The sequence below is a fragment of the Paenibacillus ehimensis NBRC 15659 genome (genome assembly GCF_004000785.1).
Classification (GTDB): Bacteria; Bacillota; Bacilli; order Paenibacillales; family NBRC-103111; genus Paenibacillus_G; species Paenibacillus_G ehimensis.
Genome location: NZ_BILX01000008.1, coordinates 83,400 through 96,252 on the forward strand (window position 1 = coordinate 83,400; position 12,853 = coordinate 96,252).

Sequence of the window (12,853 nt, forward strand, 5' to 3'; positions counted from 1 at the left end):
CGCAGGGAAAGTTGCTACGGAAAAGTTAATAATCGTCGCAATTTGAAAAAGACTGTAAGCATGTCTCATGGAAACACACTCACAGTCTGACATACGCTATTCGACGACTTCCATTCTCCACTTTTGCCGGTCAAGTACGGGATCAGGCTCGCTTAAGCTCAGCCCGTTTCCGTTTTCTGAAACCTCAAACACTTTCCCGTTATGAACTGAAGATATGCTTACGGTGCCGTCTTCGTTCCGATGGAGCAGCCATCGCTGATTGTTAAAGCCAAGGTAGCTATACAGCTGGATTTTGTTTTGTCCCGTATCGAGATCCAAAGCTTTGCCTTCCAGGGTACGGATAGAGTAGGAACCATGCTCATCGCCTGTAGGCACCAAAACCCAAGTTTGCGCGGCTTCGCCTTCTCCGGCAACCTTAAGAGTGGCCGGCTCCCCGTTTTCCGATTTGGACGTATAAAGAAATCCGTTAGTCGCGATATTCGTGAATCTTGCCTTTTGCAGCTTAGCCGCTTGCATCGAGCTGGCTTTAACATTTTGATAATAAGCCTGGCCTCCGAATACATGCAGCCCGAAGTGTCCATCTGCAAACGTGCCGTCCTTAAGGTCCATGATCCTTGTACCGTCCACGAAGATTTGGATATACGGTCCATCGGCTTCGATTTTGACGCTGTAGGTTTTCCCGGGCTGTACAAAAGCCGGTACCTTCGCCAGCACCTGTCTGTCCGCAAAGCCTCCGTCGATCTTGTAGAAGAGCCTGAAGGCCTTCATATTCGGATCCAGATTAAAATAGTATCCGCTGCGTCCGTCCCGGCTCGCCCGGAACAAAAGGGAACCTGCCCCGCCGGATTCGGCAAGCATCATCTCCGCTTCGTAGACGAAATTGCCCGCCGTTTCCTGTGCCATATAATGGGCATCGCTTGGATAACTGCCACGGATACCACGCTCGGCAGCTACCCATTTTAACGAAGCCGGATCGGAAGTCCAGCCGGTTAGATTCGTCATGAACTTGCCGTCATACACCTTTACGGGCACGGTCGCCGCTGCTTTCCCGTTTAGAGTAGTAATGGTAATAGCAGCTTCGCCTTTGCCGGTCGCCCGAATAACGGCTTTCGCATGGTCGGCTTGTTCGATCCTCACAATTTTGGGGTCGCTTGTTTTCCATTTGATCGGCATCGTCCCGTTCCGTTTGCCGTTCTCTACTGCGACATTCAAAATTTGACTGTCCCCGACATTCATTTCCCGGATGCTTGTATCTGCCAACATTCGGGTTGTTCCATCCGCCGTTTGGTTCCACACGTTCTTAAGCGCATACACCTTCATGGACAGCACGTTCACCTTGCCGCCATCGGTGTAAAAGCTCATGCCCCGGCTTGACGGGTCGGGGAAGATGACATCCGTGAAGACAACCCTGCCGTCATTCCCGAACACCTCAACGGAGGATTCATCCACGAAAACATGAAGTTTAACACGTCTGCCCTCCGGCTGAAGCGGAGCTGTGTGAACCGTTGAAAATAAATGTGAAAAATCGGATGCGCCTGAATTCGAACGATCCACGAACATCTGCTTTTCAGCGACTTGATATCCTACGATGGTTCTTTGGTCGTTTCCTTCGCGGAGATGAAACCCGAATTCACGCACCCCGCTTCCCAACGGAATTTCAATTTCGGCTTCGATTTCATAAGCTCCCGAAGCGATACCCTGAAGCAAATTCGCCCCATTCGGGTTCACTTCTTTATGGACCGCGGTATAAAGCTCGCTTCGCAAAGACTTAAGCTCTTCGATCGGAGCCTGAGCGAGCCGAATTCCCTCTTCCGTCCGCCTTAGCGTCACTTCTCTCGGCAGCGTAATTTCTCCCTTCCAGCCTACGGTCGGGAATGCGAAGGGATAATCCCAATTGGTCATCCAAGCCACCATGATCCGTCGATGATCCGGCAGATTGGAGAAGGACATGGACGCATAAAATTCCTTGCCGTAATCCGTTCGCAGCACCTTGCCGGCGGGATTATCGTTGATAAACTTCCCTTCCGTAGTCAGCTCGCCGACAAAATACTCCGCATCCGAGCCCTGTGTCTTCGGATTGGCGCCCGTGCTGATCATGAGCACCCATTTTTTCTCGCCCGTCCCTTCCACCGTTAAAGGAAACAAGTCCGGGCATTCCCATACCCCGCCGCGAACATAATTTCCATAGCCGAAATTATCGGTCAGCGTCCAATCGAGCAGATTCGTCGAGGTAAAGAAACGGATGTGGTCCCCTCCAGATACGACCATCACCCAGCGGCCGTTCTCCTCGTCCCTGACAACCTTGGGATCGCGAAAATCCCAGCCGCCCGGGTCATCTCCTTGCTTTCCGGGATTCTCGATCACGATCGGCCGCTCCTTGGAGTACTTCCAGGTGCGCCCTTGATCTGTACTATAAGCGAGCCCGATACGCTGATTGCCGCCAGGCAAATCCGGATTATAGGACGTATAATAGGCGATCAGCCCTTTGCCTCCCGATTCCGTGAATAACCCGGACGCATTCTCCAGATCGGCAACAGCCGAGCCTGACCATACGTGTCCGTAATCATTCCACGGCAAGGCGATCGGAAGCCGCTTCCAATTCACCAGATCGGTACTGACTGCATGGGCCCAGGTTCCCCCATCCTGATGAAACAGATGGTATTCGCCTTCGTAATAGACAAGCCCGTTCGGATCGCTGGCGGACCCGCGGGCAGGCGAGTAGTGATAGGCGGGGCGAAACTGCTCCGTGTAATAGTCGGCTGCCGCAGTCGCATACATATTTTGAAAGTAAACGCTTCCCTTAAAGGCGGAAATTCCGACGTGTCCGCTTTTAAAGCTGTTGTCGGTAACATCGACAGCTGCCTCGGCGTACCCGTCGACAAATACCCGAATCCGATTGCCCACGGCATGGATTTCGACATGATGTCTAGAGTCCGGTTGCGTAAGATAAGACTGTGCTGAAGTTTTGATGACGGTACCGTCCGCTTTTCGCAGTTGGACCCGGACTTGATTGCCGTCTTTCCGTAAAGAAACCGCATAGCCCGAATGCCCCGTTTTATCGGTCCTGAAGAGCATGGCACCGTCTGCCGAATCCCTGCCGAAGGACATATCCCCTTCAAACATGACATCGCCATGGGTCAACCCAAAAATTTGCAGCGCTTGCTGCCCGGCGGCTCCCGTTCCTTTATAGCCTCTAAGATCAGGCCGCCAAGTTCCTGCACGGTGCTGCGGGGTGCCGAGATTCCCTTTCATGCCGCTTACTTTCACGTTCTGAAAGAGCGCCGAGCCGTCCCAGACATGCAGCCCAAGGTACCCCGAACTGTAGGCACCATCTTTTACATCGATGAGCGGTTGGTACCGGTCTCCCCAATAAACCTTGATGTTGTCCCCTTCAACTTTCACTTTCATATGATAAATTTCGCCCGCCGCAAGAGCGACCTGCCGTTCCACCTTTAGCGTTCCCTTCCCGTTTGCATCCTTCAAACGGAGCAGACCGGCTTGAGGCACAAGCTGCAGCATATAAGACGACCAGCCTTCCTCGTTGGAGCGGAAGAGCAGCGTTGCATCGGCGTTCATGTCCGTCAGCATGATATCCGCCTCATAAATAAAATCATCCGCCACAGTATCCGAGATGGCCAGAACATTCTCTTGGGGTTCGGAGGCCAGCCGAATCCCTTGCTCTGTATTCTCCAGCCTCCCTTTCCCGGAGACTCTCCAGCCCGATAGATCACTATTCGATTTGGTTGCGCTTTCAAAAATGAGAGCTTCCTCCTTTTCGGTTTGAAGTGCCGATGGCTCCCCGGCCGCCCGGCCCGTTGACGGAAAGGCGGTCAACATCGGAATCGAAGTGAAAAGCAGCATACAGGATAATAGAATTGGCAATCCTTTCTTGAATTTCATCCATAGGCCTCCTCTATTCTTTCAAGGTAACAATAAGCTATGCCATCGCGTAAAGGGTCTATGATTGAACCCGCTGTCACTTCCTTCTCTTCCCTGAATCATGGGAATAAAGGAGCTGCCCGCACAGCCAGCTCCCCTTTTGACAAATCGGCCGAACATTATAGCTGCAGCCTCAAGTTAAAGTGAAGGAACCTGAGACTGCAGGGCGGCAAGACCAAGCGCGAATGCCCCGCATAAGCCGGCCTGCTGTCCAAGTCCCGGCGGTACGATGTATTCGTCCATGCGCTCCGCAATTTCGCCGGCGCTCACATAACCGTTCAAATTCGCTTTCACCGCTTCCCTGATGAGCGGGAACAGCTGGGACTGCTGCATGACGCCCCCTCCGAGAATGACCTTTTCCGGCGAATTTAAAAGAACGGCCCCGGTAATCGATTGCGCAATATAGTAGGCTTCCATCTCCCAAGCCGGGTGGCTCGACGGGAGCTCATGCCCTTTCACGTTCCAACGGGCCTCGATCGCCGGCCCGGACGCCATGCCTTCTAGGCAATCGCCGTGATAAGGGCATAAGCCTGCAAAATCATCCCCCGGATGCCGCCTCGTTAGCATATGCCCGCCTTCCGGATGGACCAGCCCCTGGACAAGCCTGCCTTCCAAAAAGACGCCAATGCCGATTCCTGTCCCAACCGTGTAATAGAGGCAGCTTTTTAATCCCTTGGCCGCCCCCCAGGTCGCCTCGCCAAAGGCGGCCGCGTTCACATCGGTGTTCCATCCGCAGGGAACATCGAATTCGCGCCGCAGAGTCCCCAGAAAGTTGACATTCCCCCAGCCCGGCTTTGGCGTTGTGGTGACATATCCGTAGGTCGGACTCCCGAGGCGAAGGTCGATCGGACCGAAAGATCCGATCCCTATCGCATCCACGGATTTTTCTTTGAAATAAGCAATCGCCTTACCGAGCGTAGTCTCGGGATCCTCCGTCGGAAAGCTGATGCTGTCGACGACTTCGCCGCATTCGTTTCCGACCCCGCATACAAACTTGGTTCCGCCCGCTTCGATTCCTCCAATGCGCAGCATATCGGGTTGCCCCCTTCCGTACTTAGTTCGAGCCCTTGGCGGACGGCGCCATTTCATAAACCGACAATGAAACCAGCAGAAGCCGATCATCATCAGCCGTCAGCGAAATTCCTAAAGCATCGCCTTCGGGATAAATCAGGTCGGTAATGACCGCCTGGCCGCCATTGGCAAATACTTCGACGGAGGAACGGTCCACATAAATTTGAAGATCGATCGTCGCTCCCGGAGATTGCAGCTTTGCCGCATGAACGCCTCGGAACTGCTCATGGAACTCGTGCAATCCGGACTTCGTCCGGTCTACATACACTTCTCCACGCGCTGCATCCACCCCGACTACAGTCTCTCCCTGATCGCCCTTTTTCACCTTGAATGCATAAGATGAGCCGGACGACGCGACCACTTTCATTTCATAGCTCTCCAGCCGCAAGGAAGCGAGTGCTTCTTCCGCTTCTTTCCAGAACACATTCGTCAGCTCCAGCGCCTGAACGCGGGCATACTCGAGCTCACGCACCGGCTTCTGCACCAAGGTTGCGCAGCCGTCCGCTCCGGATCGAAGCTGCAGCTCTCTTGGTACCGTCATCGCACCGCGGAATCCCTCCGTCGGAGTAAGATTGGCGTATTTCCAGTTGCTCATCCAGCCGATAAAGAGGCGTCTTCCATCCTCCGCAGGAACGTCGGACCAGGTTACACCCGCATAGTTATCGCGGCCATAATCCAGCCAACGCACCGTATGGGACGATTCATCCGGCGTGAACGTGATGCCGTCAAAGCTGCCGGTAAAATACTGGATCCGCGAGCCTTCCTTATAGGCGGGATCATCGCCGATGCTGACCAGCATCACCCACTTTTGCTTGGACGAATCTCCGTCAAGATTCAGCGCGAATAAATCCGGACACTCCCACACTCCGCCATGGAAGCCGATGCCGGCGCCAAACTCGCTTCCAAATGTCCACGATTTCAAATCGGGGGAATGGTAGATACATACCGATTGCCCGCATGCGATGACCATGACCCAGCGATTCGTGTCCTCATGCCAAAATACTTTCGGATCGCGGAAGTCGATATAAGACTCATGCTTCAATACCGGATTGCCTTCAAATTTTGTCCAGGTTCTCCCGTTGTCCTTGCTGTACGCGAGGCTCTGCGTTTGGAGGTAGAGTTCGCCCTCCTGCGGAAGATGATGCGTAAAAATAGCGACAAGTCCGGGCTCATCCCCGAAAAAACCCGTTGTATTGCGCCAATCGACCACAGCGCTCCCCGAGTAAATCATACCGTTCTCATCCGGCGCCAGCGCGATATCAAGCTCCTCCCAGACGACCAAGTCTTTGCTGACGGCGTGGCCCCAGTGCATCGGGCCCCAAGTCATCCCGTTGGGATGATGCTGAAAGAACAGATGGTATTCGCCCTTAAAATAGACCATCCCGTTCGGATCGTTCATCCACTTCTCGTTAGGCGAGAAATGATACATACCTCTATAATTGTGCTTGACCGTGGTAGACATGGTGCAGCTCTCCTTTTCTCTCCGAAATCAAATCCGTCCGACTGTCGTGCCGGAATTTGTCTCTATATATCTCAATTTAGTAGGAGGCTGCGCACTTCAACGCCTTCATCGCCGCAAGGTGCACAACCTCCGCTTAGACATCCCTTACTGCTTTGCGGCCCGATCGTAACCGGATTGTTTAATTTTAATCCACTCCTTCAGCCCCAGCCGATCAAGCTCTTTCAAATAGGCATCCCACTGCTCGTCAATCTTGCCGTTTTGGTACCATTCTGTGCGCATTCTAAGCACGTAGGCGAAGAGGTCTGTTTCGATGGTCGTCAGGCGATCCAGCTCATCGATCGAATGAAAGACGCTCGGCATCACATTTTCCGCTTTCATGTGAGGAACCATAATTTTTTTGACGATCTGCATTCTTTCTTTGGCGTCGTCCGGCAAGGTTGTATATTTGCCGTAATAGCTGTCCAGGATCGCGAGCGGACCGCCGACGCTTGTTTTCTCGCGCAGCTCTACCGGCGCCGTACCGTTCAGCGGCAAGTGCTTCAGCATCTTGTTCGAAGCGTCAAACTCGAAAATATTTTGCTGCTTGTCATCGCCATAGGTGCCCCAGTTATTCTGGACGGATTGAATCGGGTCATACATTTGATCGACCCATTTCGCCGTCGTCTCCAGGTTTTTGTTGGCGCTCGTAATCACCATTCTGCCGCGGTGGAAACCCAGGGCGTTTGTCCGGGTGACATTGGTTTCACCGCTTGGCCCGGCTACAGGAGGCATGACGTCATAGCTGTCATTGGCACCGGAGATATTGCTCTTATCCCAGGAGAAATAAAGGCCGTATTTGTGATCCTTCCCTTTAGCCAGGTAGGTGCTCCAGTCCTGCGTATACGCTTCAATATCGATAAGCCCTTCCTTATACAGCTCGTTAATGAACTTTACCGCATTCTTGTACCCTTCTTCAGCAGGGGTAAAGACGACTTTGCCCTCGTTCGTCACTACCGCGTGGTCCGGGTTCTCCCCAAGCCCGAATGCCGCGAACAGGAAGACGAGATCTTCGGCGCCCGGTTTGTTAATAAAGGACAGCGGAATTTCATCCGCCTTTCCATTGCCGTTCGGATCCTGCGTTTTAAAGGCGATCAGCACCTTTTTCAGCTCTTCCGTCGTTTTCGGCATTTGGAGTCCCAGTTTTTTTAGCCACGCCACATTGATCCAGGGAACCGCGTCGACAGCCTGAATGCGCTCCTTTCCTTCGCCGAGCTCTTCGATCCAAGGGAATGCATAAATTTTACCGTCCGGGGCCGTCATCATCGCTTTATATTCAGGCGCTTCCTCCAGCACTTTCTTTAAGTTCGGCATGTGCTTCTCAATCAGATCGTTCAGCGGGATGATGGCCCCGTCCTTCGCCAGCTTCAACAGCTCATAATCACCGTACCCCGCGTCAAAGATTGCATCGGGCAGGTCGCCGCTCGCCATCGCGAGATTTCGTTTTTCTACAAACACATCCCGGGTGAAGTTCTTCCAGTTGATGTGAACATTCGTTTTTTCCTCAAGACGCTTAAAGATTAGCTTTTCGTTCGGATCGGCCGGGGCAAGCGGAGAGCTTTGCGTCATCACATTCAGCGTGACTTTCCCGCTTGGGTCCTGCTCGGGACTGGCGGAACCGCCGCTCCCGTTATTGCTGCAGGCGGAAAGCAGGAGCGCGGAAGCAAGTACGGATGCGGATGCGGCCTTGAAGGCAGATTTCGGTTGTTTAAACTTTTTCATCCTAATGACCTCCCATTTTAAATCGCATCTATGTAATGCGGCCCTCTATTTGAGGGAACCTACCAAGACACCTTTTTCAAAATACTTTTGGAAAAACGGATACATCACGATAAGCGGCAGACTTGAGATGACGATTGCCGCATATTTAATAATCTCGGACAATCGCTTCATCTCCGCCATGGCAAGCTGATCGCCAATCATCCCCGGATCAACCTGATTCTGGATCAGAATAGAGCGGAGCACGAGCTGCAGCGGATGCAGCTTCGCATTATCGAGATAGATCATGGCGTCGAAATACGAATTCCATTGGCCGACAAAAGCGTAAAGCGCCAGTACGAAAATAATCGGTTTGGAGAGCGGCAGAACAATGCGGGCAAAAATTTTCATTTCGGAGGCGCCATCCACATTTGCCGCTTCTTTCAGCTCGTGGGGCACGCCTTTGAAGAAGGTTCGGGACAAAATAATGTTCCAAACGTTCACCGCGCCGGGAAGGAGTACCGCCCAAATGGTATCGATCATCCCCAATTTTTTGACAAGAAGATAGGTAGGCACCAGTCCTCCGCCAAAGAACAGCGTGATGAGAAAAAGCGTCATAATAAATCTGCGCCCTTTTAAGCGGCCATCCGCCAAAGCATATCCCGCAAAGATGGACACCAGGACGGTTATAGCGGCAAAAGCGGCCGAGTACACCACTGCGTTTCCAAAGCCTCGAACCATCGCCGGGTTAGTCAAAATCTTCTCGTACCCGTCCAAGGTCCAATCCGAGACATTAAAGGATAGCCCCCGGCTAAGCAGAACGGAAGGGTCCATAAAGGAGGCCACGACGATGTACAGCAGCGGCACAACCACAACCAGGACGGCCAATGTCAGGCAAACGGCGATCAGGACCAGCAAATAGCGATCCAGTCTGGAATGTTTGATGGGCATGATGGTGCTCCTTTCTTCAGTAAAGTCCTTCGCCCTCATTCAGCTTCTTGACGACAATGTTTACGGTAACGAGCAGGACGACATTGATCACCGAATTGAACAGCCCTACGGCGGCGGAATACGAATAGTCCCCTGCCTGTAATCCGATTTTGTAGACATAGGTCGGAATAATCTCCGAGGTTGGCAGATTCATAGCCGTTTGCATTAAGTAAGCCTTTTCAAATCCGATTGACATAATCCCGCCGGCAGCCAAAATGAAGACGATAGCCATAATCGGACGGACGGTTGGAAGGTCGATATGTCGAATTCGCTGGATCAGATTTGCTCCGTCAAGGCTGGCCGCATTATGCAGCTCGGGGTCAACGTTCGCCAGCGCGGCCACATAGATAATGGATGCCCAGCCGGCCCCGGTCCAAATATCGGACAAAATATAGATCCACCTAAAGTACTCGGGACGGGACATAAACATGACCGGTTCGCCCGTCATCCAGACAAGCAGTTGGTTAATGGGTCCTGTCGGCGATAGGAAAATAAACAGCATCCCGACGATGACAACGACGGAGATGAAGTTGGGCGCGTACAAAAATAATTGAATATTCTTCTTTACGCCTGCTCTGCGCACCTGATTTAACATGAGCGCCAGCAAAATCGGTACGGGAAAGCCGAGAAGAAGACCGTACACACTTAGCTTGAGTGTGTTTATGAGAATCACTTCAAAATTCGGTGCGGACAGAACCTTTTCGAAATGCTTCAATCCGACCCATTCGCTTCCCATAATCCCTTTGATCGGGCTGAAATTCTTGAACGCAATAACGGCTCCGTACATAGGACCGTACTTGAAGATCAGGGTTAATATAAGAGCCGGCGCAAGCAGTATGTAATGAAAATAATGCTTTTTCAAATAGCCAAGTGCATGGTGCATTTCTTACCCTCCGTCCCTCCTTAAAGTTTACATTTGCCAACCGTAAAGGCTTTCATCAACATCGTTCCATTCCCTCCGCTTCCCTATCCATTTACAATTTAGCACTTCATTTCGTCAGAAGTCAATACAAAATGTAAATTAATATTAGTCAATTTGATTACAAATTTGTGTGAATTTCATATGTTTTAACTTTACATTTGCACAAATCGAATCCTTGAAGATCGTTTAAGAGCTATTATTTTATGGGAATGCCGATTCAAAAGAGACGTTCTTGCCTATTCATCTGCTACTATAATCAGTTAAAAATGCATATTAATAAAAATATAGGAAATTATTAAATGCAAATTTATTTGTGCATTTGTAAACTCATGTTGCTATTTTTCACAAACTATTATAAATTGGAAGGAGATCTGTAGAGAGAAACTTGAGGTGAAATAATGACGAAGGAACGCGTGACCATACAAGACATCGCCGATGCGCTGGGCATTTCGCGCAACACCGCCTCCAAGGCGTTGAACGGAAGCAAAAGCATTCCGGAGGAGACTCGCAACAAGGTCATTAAGAAAGCGATAGAGTTAAAATATAAACAGTTTGCGTATATGGAAAGCGAAAGCAAGTTGTCCAAAAAATCGGGGAACATCGCGCTTTTAACGGAAAACCTGCCGAATACTTCCCATTTCGGGTCCGCCCTGATCAGCGGACTGGAGGAGCGGATCAGCAGCGAAGGCTATAATCTGTCCATTCACATCGTCAGAGACATTGAGCGCAGCACCTTGTCGTTGCCTAACAATTTCGATGCCGCTAATGTGGACGGGATTATTTGTATCGAGCTGTTTGATATGGAATACAGCAAGCTCATTACAGGTCTCGGTATTCCTACCCTATTTGTCGACTGCTCCGCCTCCATCTGTTATTCCGACTTTCAAGCCGATGTTCTGCTGATGGAGAATGAACACAGTACTTATCAGCTTACCAAGAGGCTTATTGACGGCGGCTACAGAAGCTTTGGTTTTATCGGAAACTACTCCCACTGCCGAAGCTTTAACGAAAGATGGACGGGCTTTAACCGGGCGCTTGCCGAAGCCAGGATCAACCTCGACCTCTCCCAATGCCTCGTCGATGATGACTGCCTTTTCTCGCGGCCCGGCTGGATGGATGAGCGAGTCAGCAAAATGAACGAGCTTCCCGCAGCTTTTGTTTGCGCCAACGATTACCTTGCCGCAAATTTTATGAAAGCGCTTCGGAACCGGAACATTCATGTCCCCCGGGATGTTGTTATTTGCGGCTTTGACAATGGGCCGGAATCTGTCCTTGTCGAGCCTCATCTGACAACCGTCCACATTTACAGCAGTGAAATGGGCATTAAAGGTGCGGAGATGCTTCTCTCCCGCATTCACGATCCCAAACAGCCTTACCAGGTTTCCCATATCTACACAAAACCTATTATCAGGGAATCTACGCCGAATATCAGTTAATCTCTTCAATTCGGAACTAGTCCTATGGTTTGCGTAGCATAGCCCTGACTGAAGATAATCTCGCAGGATGACAAGAAGCACGGAGTATAGAGACGTTACGCCAAAAGACTCGGACCCGTACTGTTAGAGAAACCGACCTCTCTTACTTTCAAGAAAGGTCGGCGTTTTTTATAATAATTAAGAGGTCCCTTTAACAAGCTGGCCGAGGGCTTCATTAATCGGAGTACCGGCGGCTCAGCAATTTTGCCACGCCTACCTCGACTGCTCCTAATCCTATATATTCAATTCAGCGAAATCCCCCATATAAAATCCCTTTATCATCTAATACTACTTCAGCCGTGTTTTCCACCCTGCAAATCGGCCATTTGCTACGTAAGGCTGGTATTTCCAAATCATTCGGTTATTCCAGCTTGGCCGTGTTTCAAAATCTGTTTTCACTCGTCTTCGAGGGCCGGAACTGGTTTCGTCAGAAAGTCGCTCCCCCGCAAAGATGTTGTCTACCGTTTTCTCAATCAGGCTTCTTTTAACTGGCGGAAGTTTCTTCACCGCTTTGCTTTGAAAATCGTTTTGCACTTCGAGTCGCTCATTTCGTCTTCGCGCACGCGTGTCTTCATCGTCGACGATTCCGTCTTAAGCCGTAACCGCAGCAAGAAAGCCGAGCTCTTAGCCCGCGTGTTCGACCATACAACCGGCCGCTTTACCAAGGGCTTCAATATTGTTCGGATTCACGGCATGAGGTGGAGTATTGAGACATTTTTCAAATTCACAAAAAGTTATCTTAAGCTCGGCACCGAGTTTCAGGGCCGTTCCTTCGACATGCTCATCAGCCATACAACGGTTGTATTCAGCCGCTACTTGGTGATGGAATTCGACCGCCGGCAGAGAACGACCCCAAGTCGTTGGGTGGTTTATTTTTCCTATTTGCCGACGAAGTGCGTGGCCTAGATTACCAAACCGCGTTGCAGCAATTGATAACGTTATTTCTTCCGATGGCTGAAGCCAAGACGATAAAGGATAAATCAACTGTTTTTTGTCAACTCCGCGAGTGGATCTCCGGTTTGCCCAGCTATATCAAAGGTTTGCTCAACCAAAAGTTGAGTTAATAACAATCGTAAGCGTCTATATTTTTGAATAAAGTAAATAAAAAGAAAGACGTACTAAAATGAAAATTGAGTACGTCTTCGCTGTATTGTAAATGTATATTTATACATTATTACGTATATTTTCAATAACCTTGCTATTTTCTCTCACGTTTCATGCGATTTTTCTCAATCATCATGCACACACCCATTTACCGAA

7 protein-coding genes and 1 pseudogene are annotated in these 12,853 nt (G+C 50.6%); 2 read left to right on the plus strand and 6 right to left on the minus strand.

The annotated features are described in order from the left end of the window. Window positions 1–96 precede the first annotated feature (96 nt). From PEH01S_RS07100 to PEH01S_RS07125, 6 genes are all read right to left on the minus strand, one after another. Window positions 97–3,900 (minus strand): GH32 C-terminal domain-containing protein, encoded by a 3,804-nt coding sequence (locus PEH01S_RS07100; RefSeq protein ID WP_127484510.1) that lies wholly within the window; start codon window positions 3,898–3,900, stop codon window positions 97–99. Between the two features lie 177 nt (window positions 3,901–4,077). Continuing rightward, window positions 4,078–4,971, minus strand: a complete 894-nt coding sequence (locus tag PEH01S_RS07105; protein WP_127484512.1) for an ROK family protein — start codon at window positions 4,969–4,971, stop codon at window positions 4,078–4,080. Window positions 4,972–4,993: 22 nt separating this feature from the next. After that, a complete protein-coding gene (locus PEH01S_RS07110) occupies window positions 4,994–6,472 on the minus strand; it encodes a glycoside hydrolase family 32 protein (RefSeq protein WP_127484515.1) in 1,479 nt (492 codons plus the stop codon). A gap of 144 nt (window positions 6,473–6,616) precedes the next feature. Then, window positions 6,617–8,230 (minus strand): ABC transporter substrate-binding protein, encoded by a 1,614-nt coding sequence (locus PEH01S_RS07115; RefSeq protein ID WP_174807109.1) that lies wholly within the window; start codon window positions 8,228–8,230, stop codon window positions 6,617–6,619. Between the two features lie 45 nt (window positions 8,231–8,275). Further along, window positions 8,276–9,157 carry a carbohydrate ABC transporter permease gene (locus PEH01S_RS07120; protein ID WP_127484519.1) on the minus strand — a complete coding sequence of 294 codons (882 nt, stop codon included), beginning with the start codon at window positions 9,155–9,157 and terminating at the stop codon, window positions 8,276–8,278. Window positions 9,158–9,173: 16 nt separating this feature from the next. After that, window positions 9,174–10,079, minus strand: a complete 906-nt coding sequence (locus tag PEH01S_RS07125; RefSeq protein WP_010495811.1) for an ABC transporter permease — start codon at window positions 10,077–10,079, stop codon at window positions 9,174–9,176. A 437-nt stretch (window positions 10,080–10,516) separates the two neighbouring features. Here PEH01S_RS07125 and PEH01S_RS07130 point away from each other — a divergent pair, with 437 nt between their 5' ends. Both PEH01S_RS07130 and PEH01S_RS07135 read left to right on the plus strand, forming a co-directional pair. Further along, window positions 10,517–11,554 carry a LacI family DNA-binding transcriptional regulator gene (locus PEH01S_RS07130; protein ID WP_127484521.1) on the plus strand — a complete coding sequence of 346 codons (1,038 nt, stop codon included), beginning with the start codon at window positions 10,517–10,519 and terminating at the stop codon, window positions 11,552–11,554. Between the two features lie 308 nt (window positions 11,555–11,862). Next, window positions 11,863–12,657, plus strand: a pseudogene (locus PEH01S_RS07135) (hypothetical protein). Window positions 12,658–12,853: the final 196 nt, after the last annotated feature.

Coding starts and splice junctions, on each gene's coding strand:
- PEH01S_RS07100 (WP_127484510.1), bottom strand. CDS start 3,900: ATGAAATTCAAGAAAGGATTGCCAATTCTATTATCCTGTATGCTGCTT.
- PEH01S_RS07105 (WP_127484512.1), bottom strand. CDS start 4,971: ATGCTGCGCATTGGAGGAATCGAAGCGGGCGGAACCAAGTTTGTATGC.
- PEH01S_RS07110 (WP_127484515.1), bottom strand. CDS start 6,472: ATGTCTACCACGGTCAAGCACAATTATAGAGGTATGTATCATTTCTCG.
- PEH01S_RS07115 (WP_174807109.1), bottom strand. CDS start 8,230: ATGAAAAAGTTTAAACAACCGAAATCTGCCTTCAAGGCCGCATCCGCA.
- PEH01S_RS07120 (WP_127484519.1), bottom strand. CDS start 9,157: ATGCCCATCAAACATTCCAGACTGGATCGCTATTTGCTGGTCCTGATC.
- PEH01S_RS07125 (WP_010495811.1), bottom strand. CDS start 10,079: ATGCACCATGCACTTGGCTATTTGAAAAAGCATTATTTTCATTACATA.
- PEH01S_RS07130 (WP_127484521.1), top strand. CDS start 10,517: ATGACGAAGGAACGCGTGACCATACAAGACATCGCCGATGCGCTGGGC.